Origin of the sequence: Mesorhizobium sp. J18 (assembly GCF_007829525.1) — a bacterium.
GTDB lineage: Bacteria > Pseudomonadota > Alphaproteobacteria > Rhizobiales > Rhizobiaceae > VLJP01.
Genome location: NZ_VLJP01000007.1, coordinates 40,624 through 58,693, shown reverse-complemented (window position 1 = coordinate 58,693; position 18,070 = coordinate 40,624). Strand labels below are relative to the sequence as shown.

The 18,070-nt window shown below is 63.1% G+C and carries 11 protein-coding genes; 4 read left to right on the top strand and 7 right to left on the bottom strand.

The features are described 5' to 3' along the window. Positions 1 to 34 precede the first annotated feature (34 nt). A complete protein-coding gene (locus L598_RS04125) occupies positions 35 to 898 on the top strand; it encodes a uracil-DNA glycosylase (protein WP_144860663.1) in 864 nt (287 codons plus the stop codon). 71 nt (positions 899 to 969) lie between these two features. On the opposite strand, the gene L598_RS04120 is transcribed toward L598_RS04125, so the two are convergent. Continuing rightward, on the bottom strand, positions 970 to 1,368 hold the full coding sequence (locus L598_RS04120; protein WP_144860661.1) for a hypothetical protein: 399 nt from the start codon (positions 1,366 to 1,368) through the stop codon (positions 970 to 972). A 179-nt stretch (positions 1,369 to 1,547) separates the two neighbouring features. Here L598_RS04120 and L598_RS04115 point away from each other — a divergent pair, with 179 nt between their 5' ends. Next, positions 1,548 to 2,354: a helix-turn-helix transcriptional regulator gene (locus L598_RS04115; protein ID WP_144860659.1), complete on the top strand. Its 807-nt coding sequence runs from the start codon at positions 1,548 to 1,550 to the stop codon at positions 2,352 to 2,354. A 9-nt stretch (positions 2,355 to 2,363) separates the two neighbouring features. On the opposite strand, the gene L598_RS04110 is transcribed toward L598_RS04115, so the two are convergent. Both L598_RS04110 and L598_RS04105 read right to left on the bottom strand, forming a co-directional pair. Then, a complete protein-coding gene (locus tag L598_RS04110; protein WP_144860657.1) occupies positions 2,364 to 3,317 on the bottom strand; it encodes a DMT family transporter in 954 nt (317 codons plus the stop codon). A gap of 65 nt (positions 3,318 to 3,382) precedes the next feature. After that, positions 3,383 to 5,695, bottom strand: coding sequence for a xanthine dehydrogenase family protein molybdopterin-binding subunit (locus L598_RS04105; RefSeq protein ID WP_144860655.1), 2,313 nt, complete (start codon positions 5,693 to 5,695; stop codon positions 3,383 to 3,385). A gap of 157 nt (positions 5,696 to 5,852) precedes the next feature. Here L598_RS04105 and pepN point away from each other — a divergent pair, with 157 nt between their 5' ends. Next, the gene (gene pepN, locus L598_RS04100; RefSeq protein ID WP_144860654.1) at positions 5,853 to 8,498 is read left to right on the top strand and encodes an aminopeptidase N; all 2,646 of its coding nucleotides are present in this window, start codon (positions 5,853 to 5,855) and stop codon (positions 8,496 to 8,498) included. 118 nt (positions 8,499 to 8,616) lie between these two features. Further along, a complete protein-coding gene (locus L598_RS04095; protein ID WP_144860652.1) occupies positions 8,617 to 10,944 on the top strand; it encodes an ATP-binding protein in 2,328 nt (775 codons plus the stop codon). A gap of 157 nt (positions 10,945 to 11,101) precedes the next feature. Here the strand turns inward: L598_RS04095 and L598_RS04090 are convergent, their stop codons facing one another. From L598_RS04090 to L598_RS04075, 4 genes are all read right to left on the bottom strand, one after another. Continuing rightward, positions 11,102 to 14,065 (bottom strand): bifunctional [glutamine synthetase] adenylyltransferase/[glutamine synthetase]-adenylyl-L-tyrosine phosphorylase, encoded by a 2,964-nt coding sequence (locus L598_RS04090; RefSeq protein WP_144860650.1) that lies wholly within the window; start codon positions 14,063 to 14,065, stop codon positions 11,102 to 11,104. Then, positions 14,065 to 15,477, bottom strand: coding sequence for an ATP-binding protein (locus L598_RS04085; RefSeq protein ID WP_144860648.1), 1,413 nt, complete (start codon positions 15,475 to 15,477; stop codon positions 14,065 to 14,067). The genes L598_RS04090 and L598_RS04085 overlap by 1 nt, the downstream gene beginning before the upstream one ends. 43 nt (positions 15,478 to 15,520) lie before the next feature. Then, the gene (locus L598_RS04080) at positions 15,521 to 16,213 is read right to left on the bottom strand and encodes a response regulator transcription factor (protein ID WP_144860729.1); all 693 of its coding nucleotides are present in this window, start codon (positions 16,211 to 16,213) and stop codon (positions 15,521 to 15,523) included. Between the two features lie 191 nt (positions 16,214 to 16,404). Then, entirely contained in the window at positions 16,405 to 17,934 is a 1,530-nt protein-coding gene (locus L598_RS04075; RefSeq protein WP_144860646.1) for a Do family serine endopeptidase, read from the bottom strand. Positions 17,935 to 18,070 lie beyond the last annotated feature (136 nt).

Sequence of the window (18,070 nt, the reverse complement as noted above, 5' to 3'; positions counted from 1 at the left end):
TGTATTCCTCCGCACCGGATCGGATATTGCACGTATGATGCCGAAGAGCCAGATCCATCCTGACCACCTCGCCGAACTTCTGCGCTTCTATGCCGATGCAGGCGTGGACGAGGCAATGGAGGACGAGCCGATCAATCGCTTCGAGGAGCGTGCGCCGGCGCAGGTGCCCAAAGCGGCGGCGCCTTCGGTTCCAGACAGGTCCGCTGCCCCTTCCCCGCAAAGGCCGCCAGCCGCTCCCGCCGAAGCCCGACCTGCAATGCCCGCGGCCATACCCGACGAGGCTCAGGCTGCGCGGGCCCGCGACCTGGCGCGCAGTGCCGGTTCGCTGGCGGAACTGAAGCAACTGCTCGCCGATTTCGACGGCTGCAATCTGAAATATACTGCCAAGAACCTCGTCTTTGCCGACGGCAATCCGGAGGCCGACATTATGTTCGTCGGCGAGGCGCCGGGCCGCGACGAGGATCTGGAAGGTCTGCCCTTCGTCGGGCGATCAGGCCGGCTGCTGGACCGCATGCTGGCGGCGATCGGCCTCGACCGGACCACCGCATATATTTCCAATGTCATTCCGTGGCGCCCCCCCGGCAATCGCGATCCCTCACCACTTGAGACGGAAATATGCCGCCCCTTCATCGAGCGGCATATTGAACTCATGAATCCGAAGGTTCTCGTAACCCTTGGAAATCCCTCCACAAAACTCCTTTTGCGTACGCAGACCGGCATCATGCGCATGCGCGGCAACTGGTCCGTCCATGCCACGCCGGGCGGCGTCCAGATTCCGACCATGCCGACCTTGCATCCCGCCTATCTGCTGCGCAATCCGGCGCACAAGAAGCTTGCCTGGCGCGATTTCGTGGCGATCAAGGTCAAACTCCGGCAACTGGGCGAAAGCCGAACCTGATCCTCCCGTCACTCTCGGGCCGGGCCAGCGCCCGGTGGTCGAGGATGAAGGGGGATATCTGTCTGCCGGGGTCAGGCCGCTACCGTGGAGGCGCCGCGCAGGCCGGCATATTGCAGGATCGCCAGCAACGCGACCGCCAAAGCCTGGGCCGAGATGAACAGAACGCCGAGAATGTTCGGTTCGACGAGGCCGGCGATCATGATGCCGAAGCTGGCGGCCACCCACACCATGTTGATGATGACAATGTCGGCCATCAGCATGCGCGAAACCGTCTCACGGCGCGCAACGGCAAAGAGCAACGCAACGAAGGGGACGAGCACGATGCCGGCCCAGAAGACGAGCGATGCCGGAAGGGCCAGGATCGGGCCGAGAATGCCGGCGCCGACGATCATGAGGGCTGCGGCGGCTCCGCTGACAGCGGCATCGGCGAGCAGAACCTTGCGAAGATAAGCGGTGACATTCAGGATCATGGTCATGTTCCTTGTTTCGGATCTCTAGTGTGGTGGATTTGAAGTTCGTTCCATTGGTCGCAGTGACACTAGCGCCGATGAACCTCATCGACGGGAGCGAACATGACCGAAGGCATGCGGCCAGGCGATTACGTACGAGGTAATAGCAGCCAGAAATCTTTTCCATTAGCTTGACCGGCATGACAAATAGCCAGACAGCCCTCGGTTCCATGCTGCGCGAATGGCGCTCGCGCCGCCGCATGAGCCAGCTCGATCTTGCTCTCGAAGCCGGAATCTCCCAGCGCCATTTGAGCTTCGTGGAAAGCGGCCGTTCCGCGCCCTCGCGGCAAATGGTGCTGACGCTGGCCGAGCATCTCTCCGTCCCGCTCAGGCAGCGCAACCGGCTGCTGATGGCGGCCGGCTACGCTCCCACCTTCAGCGAGCGGGACGTCACCGATCCGACCCTGCGCCCGGCCATGGAGGCGGTCGAAACGGTGCTGAAAGGCCACGAACCCAACCCTGCCATTGCGGTGGACCGGCATTGGAACATGGTCGCCGCCAATTCCGCCATCGCGCCCTTCCTTGAAGGCGTCAGGGACCAGACCCTGCTTGCCCCGCCCGTGAATGTCCTGCGGCTCAGCCTGCATCCGAATGGTGTTGCTCCGCGGATCGCCAATCTCGCAGAATGGCGCGCCCACGTGCTGGAACGCCTGCACAAGCTGAACGAAACGGTTGCCGATCCGGAACTGACGAAGCTCGAAGAAGAACTCGCGGCCTATCCGGGAGACGGGCGCAAGAGCTTCCGCCATGCCGGAGCTGACGCCATCGCGGTGCCGTTTTGCCTCAAGGCGGGCGAAATGCTGCTGACCTTCATCACCACGATCACCGTCTTCGGCACGCCGCTCGACGTGACGCTTTCGGAGCTGGCAATCGAAAGCTTCTTCCCCGCCGATGGGGAGACCGCGCGCTTCCTGCGCGAGGCTGCGGCGGCGCGCGAACGGCGCTGAGGGCAGTTTTCATCCCTGCGGAGGTACGAGCTTGCGCGCCTTGCCCCGCTCCAGCCCGAGACGATGCTCTCGCCAGATGATCAGCAATCCGGCAGCGACGATGATCGAGCCGCCGACAAGCGTGTAGATAGTCGGCAGGTCGCCGAAGACAAAATAGCCGACCGCGATGGCCAGGATCAGCGACGTATATTCGAAGGGCGCGACCGTGGACATGTCGGCATGGCGATAGCTTTCGGTCATGAATATCTGGGCGATACCGCCGCAGATGCCTGCACCCACGAGGAACCCCGTCTGCGCCGGGGTCAACATGGCCCAGCCGAAGGGAAATGTGAGCAGGCCGACCACTGTCGCCGTCACCGAGAACCACAGCACGATCGTAGAACTTTTTTCGGTATAGACCAGACGACGCACGAGCAGGATGGCAACTGCCGAAACGGCAGCGCTGCACAGTACCGCGATCACGCCCAATGCTTCGTCATTGCCGAGATCGCCGCCGGAAATCAGGGTCAGATTGGGCCAGGCCACAATGACGACACCCACGAAACCTATGGCCACGGCCGTCCATCGGAAAACCCGCACCACCTCACCCATGAACAATGCGCTGAAGACGACGATCAGCAGCGGCTGGGCATAATTCAGCGTTACCCATTCCGGCAGGGGGATTTTGGTGAGGCCGTAGAAACCGAGCCCCATCGAGGTCACGCCGACAAGGCCGCGGGCGATATGGCTGAAAGGCCTTTGCGTGCGAAAGGCCGTCGTCAATTCATGCTGCCATGCCACCATCGCCAGGATGGGCAGCATTGCGAAGAAGGAGCGGAAGAAGACGATCTGGCCCGCCGGCACCTGCCCGGCGGCCTTTATGCAGGACTGCATGCCAACAAAGATGGCGACCGACATCACCTTCAGGGCGATGCCGATCAGCGGGCGGCGCGGTATTGTTGCTGTTTCGGAAGCTGCGACCATTCCCGTCTACCCCGCACAGGCAGAGCCGCCTGAAGGCGGGATGAATCTTGCGGCGGACTGGCTGCTCACTTCACCGTCCGCGCCTCCTGAATGGCCTGCCAGACTCGCCCTGGCGTCGCCGGCATTTCGATATGCCCGATGCCATAGGCACGGTAAAGGGCGTCGGTGACGGCGTTCAGCACAGCCGGTGTGGCGCCGATCGTCCCCGCCTCGCCGGCACCCTTGATGCCGAGCGCATTGGTGGTCGAGGGGACGTTGCGCGTCTCGAAATGGAAGCTCGGCACATTGTCGGCACGCGGCATTCCGTAGTCCATGAAGGTCGCCGTTACCAATTGTCCGTCATCCGAATAGACGGCCTCTTCCGTCAGCGCCTGCCCGAGCCCCTGCACGACGCCGCCATGTACCTGGCCCGCCAGAAGGATAGGGTTCACCGTGGCGCCGAAATCGTCCACGATCGTATAGGCCACGACCTCCGTCCTGCCTGTATCCGGATCGATCTCGACCTCGCATATATGCGTGCCGTTCGGATAGGTCGCCTCCTCCTGCACGAATTCACCAAAGCCTTTTAGATCCTCCGGCTGTTTCGCCGCCTTTGCGATGGTCGCGAAATCAACCACCCGGTCCGTGCCGACGATGCGTGCCGTGCCGTCCACCAGTTCAATGTCGGCAGCGGCGGCCTCCAGTTCATCGGCGGCGATCTTCTTGATCTTTTCTGCCAGGTCCTCGCCGGCGCGGGCGGCGGACACCCCGCCGAGGGGGATCGAGCGCGACCCGCCTGTGCCGCCGCCCTTGTCCAGCCTGTCGGTATCGCCCTGATGCACCTTGACCTTGGAGATGTCGATATTCAGCTTTTCGGCCACGAATTGGGCATAAGCGGTGGCATGCCCCTGTCCGTTCGACTGGGTGCCGATCAGTAGAGTCACCGTCCCGTCATCCTCGAGTTGAACATGGGCCGGCTCCGAACCGGCAAAGGCGCAGGCCTCGATATAGGTCGCCATGCCGATGCCACGGATCTTGCCGGCTGCGGTGGAGGCTTTCAGCCTCTCCTCGAAGCTCTTCCAGCCGGCGCGCTCCATGGCCAGATTCAAATGGCCCTCGAACTCGCCCGTATCGTAGAGACGGCCGGTCTGGGTTTTGTAGGGAAACTGCTCGGGCCGGATGAAATTGCGCCGTCTTATCTCGTGCGGCTCCAGCCCGAGATCGCGGGCACAGGTATCGACCAGCTTCTCCAGCAGGAAGGCCGCTTCCGGCCGTCCGGCACCGCGATAGGCATCGACGGGGCAGGTATTGGTGTAGACGCCGGTGATCGACACGGCGAGCGCCTGGATGTCGTAGACGCCGGTCGACATGGTGGCGCCGACATAGGGGATGAACGGCCCGTATTGTGAGATATAGGCGCCGAGATTGGCAACGAGCTCGACGCGCAGGGCAAGGAAGCGGCCGTCCTCGTCCATCGCCATTTCCGCCTTCACGACATTGTCGCGCCCCTGGGCGTCGGTCAGGAAATGCTCGGTGCGGTCGCCTGCCCATTTGACCGGCCGGCCTAGCTGTCTCGCCGCTTCCAGCACGAGTGCATATTCGCGATAGACGAAGGTCTTCGGGCCGAAACCGCCGCCGACATCGGGGGTCACGACACGCAGCTTTTCCTTCGGCATCTTGAAGACCTGGCCTGTCAGGATGCCCTGCATCGAATGCACGCCCTGGGAGCCGACCGTCAGCACGAACCGGTCCTCGTCCTGGCGCCATTCGCCGATCGCGGCGCGCGGCTCCATGTAGTTGCAGACGAGACGATTGTTGATGAATTCGACGCGAGAGACCTTCGCCGCCTTTGCGAATGCCGCCTTCGTCTTTTCCTCGTCGCCGATCTTGTAGAGAAAGGCGCGGTTCGAGCCGAGCTCCGGCCAGACCAGAGGCGCGCTTTCTTCGAGGGCGGCGGCCGTCCCGGCCACAGGCTCCTCGTCCTCGAAATCCACCTCGATCAATTCCGCTGCGTCCTGTGCCAGCGCACGGCTTTCAGCGACAACGAAGGCGATGGCGTCGCCGACATATTGCACCCGGTCACGGCACAGAATCGGTATGTCGCGGGTCGGCGCGCGCGTGCCGTCCGGCTGCTTCTGCATGGCCCCGGACTTCAGGTCACCGAGATGCGCGAGATCGGAACCTGTCAGCACAAGGTGGACGCCGGGCGCGGATTTGGCCGCCTCCACCGAATTCACCTTCAGCTTCGCCTTGGCGACCGGCGAACGCAGGACATAGCCATGCAGCATGTTCGCGGGCTGGATATCATCCGTATAGCGTCCCTTGCCCGTGATGAAGGCTTCGTCCTCGATGCGCAGAACGGACGCACCCATGCCAAATTTCGGGGTGAAAACCGTCATAACGATTCCTTGCAAGTGAATGGAAACGATTGGAAGAGTGTCGCTTCAGTTTTGACGAGCGACCCGAGCGTGTAAAGAGCAGCAGCCCGATTTTATTGTACCAGCTCCCATCCTTGTGATCTTGTGATGCCCAGCGTCTCGCCAGGAGAATAAAAGCATGCGTTCAGATACCGGTCAGGTGGTCCGCCTCGAAGACTACAGGCCAAGCGACTACCTGATCCCGGAGGTCCGGCTCGCTTTCCGGCTGGATCCCGACGAGACATATGTCACCGCGAATCTGACCGTCGAACGGCGGAAGGGCGTATCGAAAAACGCCCCGCTGGTGCTCGATGGCGACGGCCTCGATCTGGTGACGCTTCATATCGACGGCAAGCCGGCAGCGTCCGATGCCTTTGAAGCCGGCCCTGATTTGCTCACCGTCACGAAAGTGCCGGAGACAGGCCGTTTCGAGCTTACCATAGAGACACGGCTTGCGCCGTCGCGCAACAAGGCACTGATGGGCCTTTATGTCTCGAACGGCGTGTTCTGCACCCAATGCGAGGCGGAAGGCTTCCGCCGCATCACCTATTTTCTCGACCGGCCGGACGTCCTTGCCGTTTATACGGTGCGCATCGAGGCTGACAGGAAAAGCGTCCCCCTGCTTCTGTCCAATGGCAATCCCGTCGAGAGCGGCGAGCTCGGAGACGATCGCCACTATGCCGTCTGGCACGACCCTTTCCCCAAGCCCTCCTATCTCTTCGCGCTGGTGGCAGGCGACCTCGGCTCGATAGAGGATGATTTCATCACCGCCTCCGGCCGCAAGGTCCGGCTCGCCATCTATGTCGAGCACAGCAAGGAGGGTCGCGCGGCCTACGCCATGGATGCGCTGAAGCGGTCCATGCGCTGGGACGAGGAGCGCTTCGGCCGCGAATATGATCTCGACGTCTTCAACATCGTGGCCGTGTCGGATTTCAACATGGGGGCGATGGAGAACAAGGGCCTCAACGTCTTCAACGACAAATATGTTCTTGCCGACGAGGACACCGCCACGGATGCCGATTTCGCCAATATCGAGGCGATCATCGCACATGAATATTTCCACAATTGGACAGGCAACAGAATCACTTGCCGCGACTGGTTCCAGCTTTGCCTGAAGGAAGGGCTGACCGTCTTCCGCGACCACGAATTCTCGGCCGACCAGCGTTCGCGCACCGTCAAGCGCATCGCGGAGGTGCGAACGCTGCGCTCGCACCAGTTCCCCGAGGATCAGGGTCCCCTGGCCCATCCTGTGCGGCCGGGCCGCTATCGCGAGATCAACAACTTCTATACGGCGACCGTCTACGAAAAGGGTTCGGAAGTGGTGCGGATGATCCGCACCATTCTCGGCGAGGAAAAGTTCCGCGCCGGCATGGACCTCTATTTCGAGCGCCACGACGGTCAGGCCGTCACCATCGAGGATTTCGTAAAGGTCTTCGAGGACGCCTCCGGCAGCGACCTGTCGCAATTCGCGCTTTGGTATCATCAGGCAGGCACGCCGCATGTCGCCGCCACGGTACGCTATGATGCGGCGGCGAAGGAGCTTCAGCTCGACATCGAGCAGTCGGTACCGCCGACGCCGGGCGAAAGCCGCAAGAAACTGATGCACATCCCGCTCGCCTTCGGCCTTGTCGGACCGGACGGGGAAGACATCGCCTATGGCGAGGTGGAAGGGGTGGAAGTGGAAAACAGCGTCCTGCATGTGCGCAAGCGCAAGCACAGCGTGCGTTTTCGCGGCGTCCCTCAGCGGCCCGTGCTGTCGATCAATCGCGGCTTTTCCGCGCCTGTCACGCTCTCGCTGGAGGTCAGGCCCGAGGACCGGTTCTTCCTGGCACGCCATGACAGCGACCTGTTCAACCGGTGGCAGTCGCTCAACACGCTCTTTACCGGCGCGCTGATTGACGCCTCCCGACGGCTGCGGGGCGGCAAGACGGCGGAATTCCCGTCCGAGCTTCTGGCGCATCCGGCCGAGCTCGCCGACGACGAGACGCTGGAGCATGCCTTCCGCGCCCAGGCGCTTGCCGTGCCCACCGAGGCCGACATCGCGCGCGAGATCGGCAGCAATATCGACCCGGATGCCATTCTCTCCGCCCGGCTTGCCCTGCAGGAGGGCATCGCGGCAAGCGGACGGGAGGTCTTCGAGCGTCTTTATGCGTCACTTGAAGACAAAGGGCCTTTCAGCCCTGATGCCGCAAGCGCGGGCCGGCGTGCGCTGCGCAATGTGCTGCTCGAATATATCTCGGCCGTCACCGGCGACCCGCAGATTGCAGTTCGGCAGTTTCATGCGGCGACCAACATGACCGACCGTGCTGCCGCCCTCATGGTGCTGGCGCACCGCTTTGCCGGGACGGATGCCACGGGGGAAGCCCTCGCCGCCTTCGAGAAACGCTACCGCGACAATCCGCTCGTGCTCGACAAGTGGTTCCAGATCCAGGCGATGACCCCCGGAGCCGAGACGGTGGATCTGGTGCGCTCCCTGATGGAGCATCCCGCCTTCTCCATGGCCAATCCGAACCGCGTGCGTTCGCTTGTCGGCACGTTCGGCAGCGCGAACCAGACCGGTTTCAACCGCGCCGATGGCGAGGGCTACCGCTTCTATGCCCGAACGGTGCTGGAACTCGACAAGGACAATCCGCAGGTTGCCGCCCGGCTTGCCACCGCCTTCCGCTCCTGGCGCTCGCTTGAACCGGGCCGGCGGGAGCATGCCAGGAAGGCGCTTGCCGAGATGGCTGCCGTCAAGGGCCTCTCCCGCGACCTGCGCGATATCGTCGAGCGCACCCTGGCATAATTCGCTTTTTCTTAACTCCCCTCTGGACAAGGCGAATCACCTTTGATTCTTTATGGGTGATTCGGGAGTGCGGCTTTGCCGGATCACGCATACGAGGGATTTTCAGGGGAGCCATTGAATGGCGAAGGCGGACGCGTGGCACGCGCCCGGATGGGCGATATTTGCCCGAGGGTGGAGCCGCCGCAAATCGCGGATGGGTCTCGCGGGTAACGCGAAGATCATTGCCGCGCCGTCCTATGAGCGGCTTCTTGCGGTGGAGCCGCTGCTGCGCCGCTCGATCCCGGTTCTGATCATCATCTTTCTCATCGTGATCGCGGCGGCGCGTTTCCTGTCGCTGATGACGGTGCGCGAGGATATCGAACAGAGCTCCAGGACGGTGCTCGCGCTTGCCGCGAGCGAACTCGCCGGCTCCATCGATCTTTCTTCCACGGCAAGCCGGCTCGATGCCGAAACGGCAGCGCTGGCTGTCGAGAAGACGATCCGACGCGCCGGCTTGCGCAATGACGCCATCTTTCTCATCACCGACCCTGATTTCCGCGTTCTGGCCGCCTCTCCGAGCGGGCGCGATCTGGTCGGCCGCGCCCTGGACGGAATGATCGCCGGCGGGCAGCCGCTTTTCATGTTCGGTGAGCGGGCCGGCGTGATGGAAGTGGTGATCGACGGCGAGCCCTGGTTCGCGGCGGTCGATCTGGCCGATGGCAAAGGCGCGAGCGCCTCGCTCATGTCGCGCGACGCCATGTTCGCGGAGTGGCGCAAATCCGTCTCGCTCAACGTCACCCTTTTTGTCCTGACGGCCGGCGTGCTGATCTGCATCCTCTATGCCTATTTCAGCCAGGCCGCGCGCGCGCAGGCGGCGGACCGCATCTATCTCGAGGCGCATCAGCGCATAGACCTCGCGCTGGCGCGCGGCAAATGCGGGCTGTGGGACTGGGACATGGTGCGGGGCAAGATGTACTGGTCGCGTTCCATGTACGAGATGCTGGGCTACGAGACCGTCGATTCGATGCTCTCCTTCGGCGAGATCGCGTCCATCATCCATCCCGATGACGCTGACCTTTTCGAGCTCGCCAATCGCATCGTCTCGCGCGAAATCGACCACATCGACCAGATGTTCCGCATGCGCCATGCCGCCGGCCATTGGGTCTGGGTGCGCGCCCGCGCCCAGGTCGTCGATCCGGACGCTTCCGAAATTCACCTGATCGGCATCGCCGTCGATGTCACGGAGCAGCTCACGCTTGCCCAACGCTCGGAGACGGCGGACCTGCGCCTGCGCACGGCCATCGAGAGCATCAATGAAAGCTTCGTCCTGTGGGATGCGCAGGAGCGGCTGATCATGTGCAACAGCAACTATGTGCGCAATACGGGTCTCGACTTCCGCGAAGTAGTGCCGGGCATGCATCGCCGCGATCTTGAAGCGCGCATGAAACCCTTCGTGACGGAGCGCCGCATCGCCAATACCAACGGGCCGCGGGCCGGCGCTACTTATGAGCGCCAGCTCGCCGACGGCCGCTGGCTGCAGGTCACCGAACTGAAGACCCGTGACGGCGGCACCGTCTCCGTCGGCACCGACATCACGCAGATGAAGCAGCATCAGGAAAAGCTGGTCGACAGCGAGCGCCGTCTGATGGCAACCATCCATGACCTGAGCCTCGCCCGCCGCTCCGAGCAGGAACGGGCGCGCGAGCTGGTCGAGATGAACCGCAAATATATGCGCGAGACGGAGCGCGCCGAGGCGGCGAGCAGGGCGAAGTCGGAATTTCTCGCCAATATGTCGCATGAACTGCGCACGCCGCTCAACGCCATCATCGGTTTCTCGGAGCTCATGGACTCCGGCCTGTTCGGTCCTCTGGGTTCCGATCGCTACAAGGAATATGCGCGCGACATCTTCTCCAGCGGCAAATATCTGCTGGGCGTCATCAATGACATACTCGACATGTCGAAGATCGAGGCCGGTCAGTTCTCCATCGAACGCGAGCCCATAGACCTGTCCCCGCTCATCCACGAGACGATGCGCGTCGTCGCGCTGCAGGCAGCCGACAAGGAGATCGAGGTCAAGACCGAGATTTCCGACGAGATGACGCTTTTCGCCGATCGTCGCGCCATCAAGCAGATCATCATCAACCTTCTGTCGAATGCCGTGAAGTTCACAGGCCAGGGCGGAAAGATCACGGTGCGGGCGCGCAAGGTCGCGGAGACCGTCACGCTGACGATCGAGGACTCAGGCTGCGGCATACCGCGTGATGCCCTCAAGAAGCTCGGCCGCCCTTTCGAGCAGGTTCAGAACCAGTTCTCGAAGAACCATACAGGCTCCGGCCTCGGCCTGGCGATCTCACGCTCGCTCGCCGAACTGCATGGCGGCGCACTCAAGATCCGCTCTACCGAAGGCGTCGGCACGATCGTCTCCGTCCGCATTCCGGCCGGGGACATGAAGAGGACCGCCGCCTGAAATGCGGCTCCATTCTTCACCGGTATTTCCGGGATTAGGAGAAAACAAAAAGCCTCGCACGGCATTTGCCGTCGAGACCTGGATTCCTGTGCTTGTCACAGGAATCCAGGTCTCGACGATTCATGAAGCGTGGCGCCATAGGCATCGAAGTGAAGGGTCATCGACCGCCGCGAAGCAGCCTGTCGAAATGCTGCCTGACCCGCTGCGACGTTTCCTCGATATGCGCCTCCAGAACGCTCATGCCGGGCAGGTCCGTGCTGCGCAGAAGCAGATCCGCGAGCCCCGGCGGCACGTCGTCCGGCTCGAACGGTCCAGTCAGGCAGAGCCGGATGATCTGCGTAAGCGCAAAATAGAGCCGGTGGGCGTCGTGGAGTTCCTGCCGCACCTGCGCATCGGCGAACTCGGGTGCCAATCGCAACAATACCTCGCCGGTGGAGGCAAAGCCGATCTCCCCTTCCACCTTGCCCGAAAGCACCGCCACCTGCGCAATGAATTCGAGATCGATCAGCCCGCCGGGTATCAGCTTCAGATCCCATATGTCGCGCGGCGGCTTCTCCTTTTCCAGAAGCTGGCGCATCTCGACCGCGTCCTTCGCCAGCTTGCGCGGATCGCGCGGCAGCGAGAGCACGGCGCGCACCTCGTCCTCCACTTCGCGACGGAAGCTTTCCTCGCCGGCGACCGCACGGGCGCGCGTCAGTGCCATATGCTCCCAGGTCCAGGCATCGGCGCGCTGATATTTGCGAAAGGCCTCGATATGCGTGGCCACCGGACCCTTGTTGCCGGAAGGACGCAGACGCAAGTCGAGCTCGTAGAGCACGCCCTCAGCCGTTGGCGCGGAGACGGCCGCGATCAGCCGCTGCGTCAGCCGCGCGTAGTAGTGCGATGGTGCGAGCGGCTTTTCGCCATCCGACTCCTCGGCCTGCGGATCGTGATCATAAAGCAGGATCAGATCGACATCGGAGCCGGCCGTAAGTTCACGGCTGCCGAGCTTGCCCATGCCGAGAATGGCGGTGCGCCCGCCGGGCACCTTGCCATGACGGAGAGCGAATTCCTTTTCCACCGCCTCGAATGCCGCGCCGATCGTCAGGTCCGCAAGATCGGAAAAGGCCTTGCCGGCACGGTCGGAGTCGATGGAGCCGGCCATCAGCCGCATGCCGATCAGGAACTTCTGCTCGGACGCGAAGATGCGCAGCCGGTCCAGCGTTTCCTCGTAATTGAGCGCACCGCCCAGAAAGGTTTTCAAACGGCCGGCAAGATAGCTCCTGTCGGGCAGTTCCGATAGCAGAGCAGGATCAAGAAGACCGTCGAAGACATGCGGCTGGCGCGTGATGATGGCGGCCAGCCTCGGCGCTGCCCCCATGATCGTCGCCAGAAGATCAAGCAGCCGCGGCTTGGATTGCAGGAGCGAGAAAAGCTGAATGCCGGCCGGCAGCCCTGCGAGAAATTCATCGAAGCGCAGTATCGCCTCGTCGGCCCGCCGCGTCTGGCCGAAGGCCTCCAGAAGCGCCGGCGTCAGCTCCGTCAGCCGCTCGCGTGCCTCGGCCGACCGCGTCACCCGGTAACGGCCGAAATGCCAGCCGCGGATCACCCGGCATATGTCGCTCGGGCGGGAGAAGCCAAGCTCGCTCAATGTCTGCAGCGTATCCGGATCGTCCACGTCGCCGGTGAAGACGAGGTTGCCGACGCCGCGCGAAAGCTCGGGTGCTGTCTCGAACAGGGCCGCATAATGGTTCTCGACGAGATGGAGCGACTGGCGAAAGCGTTCCGAAAAGGCTTCCGCGCTTTCGAAGCCGAGCATATGGGCTATGCGCTCCAACCCCTCATCGTCCTCTGGCAGCAAATGCGTCTGCTCGTCGGCCACCATCTGCAGCGCATGTTCGACATCGCGCAGGAACCAGTATTGCGTCACCAGCGCGTCACGCGCTTCCTCGGTGATCCAGCCTCTTGTGGCCAGTTCCTCCAGCATTGCAACCGTTTCGCGACCGCGTAGTTCAGGGAAACGCCCGCCGGCAATCAGTTGCTGGGTCTGCACGAAGAATTCGATCTCGCGTATACCGCCGCGCCCGAGCTTGACGTTGTGCCCTTTGACCGCGATCTCGCCATGGCCCTTATGGGCATGGATCTGGCGCTTGATGGAATGCACATCGGCGATCGCCGCATAGTCCAGATATTTGCGCCAGACATAGGGCTGCAGTTCCTTCAGGAAGGCCCTGCCCTCCTCCATGTCGCCCGCAATCGGACGCGCCTTGATCATGGCCGCGCGTTCCCAATTCTGGCCGCGGCTTTCGTAGTAGTTCAGCGCCGCCTCGACGGGGATCGCGAGCGGCGTCGAACCCGGATCGGGCCGAAGCCGCAGGTCGGTGCGGAAGACATAGCCGTTCTCCGTGCGGTCCTGCAGGATGCGGATGAGCCGTCGCGTCAGGCGCACGAAAAGTTCGCTTGCCTCGTAGCGGTCGAGAATGGCGGGCGCGTCAGGGTTGAAAAGTGCGATCAGGTCGATGTCGGACGAGAAATTCAGCTCATGCGCACCCAGCTTGCCCATGGCAAGGAGGATCCAGCCAGATCCGACATCGGGCTTGTCGGGATCGGGAAGCCTCAGCTTTCCTGCCGCATGGGCATCGCGCAGCAGGAAATTGACCGCCCCGCGCACGCAAGCCTCCGCCAGCAGGCTGAGGCGGCGGACCGTAGCGGCAGCGTCGGCTTCGCCGGCAAGGCTGCCGAGCGCAATCAGGAAATGCGCCTCTGCCTTCAATTCCCGCAACGAGCGCATGACGGCCGTTTCGGAAATGCTCTCCGCAAAGGCGCAGGCATCGATCTCGGCAATCATTGTCGCCAGCCGGGCTTCCAGCCGTTCGTCGAAAAGGCGGTCGAGGGTGGCCGGATTGCGCCGGGCATGGTCCCGCATGAAAGTCGAAAGATCGAAGACGGCACCGAGAAAACCGGCGAGTGGGTCTTGGCTGCGCAGCAGCTTCGCCACCCGCGGAAGGTCTGCCTCCGCTGCGCTCTCGGCGATCTCCTCCAGTTCCTCCCGCGCCGCCTCCTCCTGAATGGGGCGAAGCGGACGCGCGGGCCTGCCGAACCAGAGCGAGCCGTCCCCGGCGGTTTCCCTGTCGCTTGCCATCAGCCACCCTTGCCCATGGGAAAGATCATCGCAACCGAAAGGCCGGGCTTGCGCCCCGCAATCTCCAGCCGGCCGCCATGATAGCTGAGAACCGCCTTGGCGAGGCTCAAGCCCAGACCGGAGCCGGGCTGGGTCCGGCTCGTCTCCAGGCGCACGAAGCGTTCCGTCACCCTGCCCTGCTCCTCGGGCGGGATGCCGGGGCCGTTATCGGTCACCGTCAGCCATGCCTCGCCGCCCTCGACCTTGAGGCTCACGGAGACCAGCGGCGTCTCGGACATGCCGGCGGAATATTTTATGCCGTTGTCGACGATGTTCGACAGTGCCTGGCCGATGAGTTCGCGGTTGCCGTCGATCTCGACTGCTTTCTCCACATGCGCCTCCAGCTTGACGCCGACTTCCTCGGCCGCCGGTTCGTAAAGCTCCACCACGTCATCGACGATCGCCTTGAGATCGACGCGGGTGGTCGCCTCGGCCGAATAGCCTGCCTCCAGGCGGGAGATCATCAGTATGGCGTTGAAGGTGCGGATGAGCTGGTCGGATTCGGCGATGGTGCGCTCCAGCGCAGCGCGATATTCCGCCGTACGCGGCTTGCCGGCAAGCGCCGCCTCGGCACGGTTGCGCAGCCGGGTGAGTGGCGTCTTCAGGTCATGGGCGATGTTGTCGGAGACGTGCCGCAGCCCTTCGTTCAGGGCCGTGATCCGGTCCAGCATCTTGTTCAGGTTTTCCGACAGCCGGTCGAACTCGTCCCCGGCGCCCGACATGGGCAGCCGGCCGGTCAGGTCGCCGCCCATGATGCGGCGGCTCGCCTCCGACACCTTGTCGATGCGCTTCAGCGCGCGGCGCCCGACGAAATACCAGATGAGCAGCGCGCCGAGGCCCATGATGCCGAAGGCGACGACCAGCGCGCGGCGCACCACGTCGCGGAAACGCTCCACCTCGCCGATGTCCCGCCCCACCAGCACGATCATCTGATTGGGCAGTCGGAAAACGAGCGCCGTCGCGCTATGGCCGGTCAGCGGGCTGCCGCCGGAGGATTCCGCTTCTCCGTAGCGGCGATAGGCAAAGGGCCGCTCGATCCAGCCCACATTGTCCAGAACGCTCGGCTGCAGGCTTTCTACGTTGCCGGAAAGCACGCGGCCATTGGGATCGGCGATCAGATAGAGGTTGGCACCGGGCTGGCGCGCACGCAATTCGATCACCCTCACCAGGCGTGAAAGGCCGCCGCGCTGATAGGCGCGTCCGAGATCCAGAACCTCTTCCTGGATCGTGTCGCGCGTCTGGTCGAGGAGCATGCGCACCGACAGCGAGGTCATATAGAAGACGAGAAAGGTGGCGCAAATGATGAAAAGAACAAGGTAAAGCGCGGAAAGCCGCGCCGCGGTGGTCTTCATCACTGCCGGCAGCGCGGGCATCAGGTGGCCGACCTTCCGCCTGCCTTGTCGGGCACCGTTCCGCTCATGGCTGGGTCCGGTCCGGATCGGCGCGCAGCATATAGCCCGCGCCGCGGATGGTATGCAGCACTGGCTTGTCGAACCCTTTTTCGATCTTGCCGCGCAGACGTGAGACATGCACGTCGATCACATTGGTCTGCGGGTCGAAGTGATAGTCCCAGACATTCTCCAAAAGCATGGTGCGCGTGACCACCTGGCCCGCATGGCGCATCAGATATTCGAGCAGGCGGAACTCGCGCGGCTGAAGCGTGATCTCCCGCCCTGCCCGCCGCACCGAATGCGACAACCGGTCGAGTTCGAGATCGCCCACGCGATACATGGTCTCCACGTCCTTGGAGCCCGAGCGGCGGTTCAGCACCTCGACACGCGCCAGCAGCTCGGAAAAGGCATAGGGCTTGGTCAGGTAGTCGTCGCCGCCGGCGCGCAGGCCGGTTACCCGGTCATCCACCTCGCCAAGGGCGGAAAGGATGAGCGCCGGCGTCTCGTTGCCGCGCGCGCGAAGCTCGGAGATGATGGAAAGCCCGTCGCGCCTCGGCAGCATCCGGTCTATCACATAGACGTCGTAGTCGCCGGCATCGGCAAGCGCGAAACCGGAATCGCCATCGGCGGCGATATGGGCCGTATGGCCCGCCTCGGCAAAAGCCTTTTTCAGATAGTCCGCCGCTTCGCGGTCGTCCTCGATCACCAGAATCTTCATGGAGGTCTTATACCCGAAATCAGCGATATCAGCGGTCGCGGAATTCATGTTTCGGTTCCCGATCAAACTGGAATGTGAAAACGGCGGCGGACAACAGAGCCCGCCGCCGCCGGAACCGATTAAAGGCTCCTGAATCCCCGCCGCGGCCGATCCGGGGGTGTAGAAGCGAAGGACCGCAGCAGGGAAATGCCTCAGCCTTCCGCCACGGGAAGTGCCACGAAGCGGTTGGTGTCATCGCGCCGGATCTGGAAAAGCACGGCAGTCCTGCCGGCCTTGGAGGCATCCTCGACGGCCGCCGTCACATCGGACGGCGAATTGACCTCCTCCGAATTGACTTTGAGGATGATGTCGCCAGCCCGGATGCCGTTTTGCTCGGCGTCGCTGCCAGGCTCCACATCGGTCACGACCAGCCCGTTGCCGTCTTCGGCCCTTGTCACGGTGAGGCCGAAATTGGTCAGCGAATCGCCGTTTCCGGGTGACGCGTCAGGATTGGCAGCGGCCACCTGATCCGGAGCAGGCATCTCGCCGAGCTTGACGTTGACCTTCTCGGAATCGCCATTGCGCCAGACGGTGACCTCGACATCCTTGCCCGGCTCGAACTTGGCTACCATGCGGGCAAGTTCGCGCGGTGACTTGACCTGCTCGCCCTCAACCGCAATCACCACATCGCCAGCCTTTATGCCTGCCTTGGCGGCCGGACCATCGCTTTCAGCATCGGCGATCAGCGCACCCCTGTCTTCCTCGAGCCCCAGCGATTCGGCAATGTCCTTGTTCACCGGCTGGATGTGAACGCCGAGCCACCCGCGCTTCACAGTGCCGTCGTCGATGAGATCCTGCACCACATCCTTGGCGATCGAAGACGAGATGGCGAAGGCGATGCCGACATTGCCGCCGGAGGGCGAGAAGATCGCCGTGTTCACGCCGACCACTTCGCCAGACAGGTTGAAGGCCGGGCCGCCGGAATTGCCCCGGTTCACCGCCGCGTCGATCTGCAGGAAATCGTCATAAGGGCCGGCGCCGATATCACGACCGCGCGCCGAGACGATACCCGCGGTGACCGTGCCGCCGAGGCCGAAGGGATTACCTACGGCGACCACCCAGTCGCCGACGCGGACATTGGCGTCATCGGCAAAGGCGACATAGGTGAACTTGCGGTCGTCATCGACCTTCAGCACAGCCAGATCCGTGCGCGGATCGGCGCCGACCAGCTTGGCGTCGAGTTCAGTCCCGTCATCGAGAACGATGGTGAATTCCGCGCCGCCGTCCACGACGTGGTTGTTGGTGACGAGATATCCATCCTCGGAAATGAAGAAGCCGGAGCCCTGCGCCACGGGACGCGGGCGGTTGCGGTTGCGATGCTCAGGCTGAGGACCGCGCCTGTCCTGACGGAACTCGCGGAAGAAGCGCTTGAGCGGATGCCCGTCCGGCAGGTCCTCGAAACCGGGGAAGTCAAAGAACATTTCCGGACCGGATGACGATGTGGTCTGCACATCCGCCTTGACGCGCACACTGACCACGGCGGGTGAAACCTTGTCTACGATATCGGCGAAACTTGGCGCCTGCACCGGGCGCTCCAGCCTTACGGCCTCGGCCAGCACCGGGACTGTGCCCGACGTCATGGCACCGAATCCGATCGCACCCGCGATCGCAATGGACGCTGCCGCGGCCATGAGCCGATTGCGGATTTTCGGAGTCTTGCGCGGGGAGTTTTCGGTATGCATGAAAACCTCTTATGTCTCTTCTTGCAATCGCATTGGACATCCGGGACGACGCCCTTCGCGAGGAGACATAATGCGCTACACCTTACCGCGCCATTTCCGCCGCATGAAACTTTGGTAATGTTTGGGTCCGGCAGGA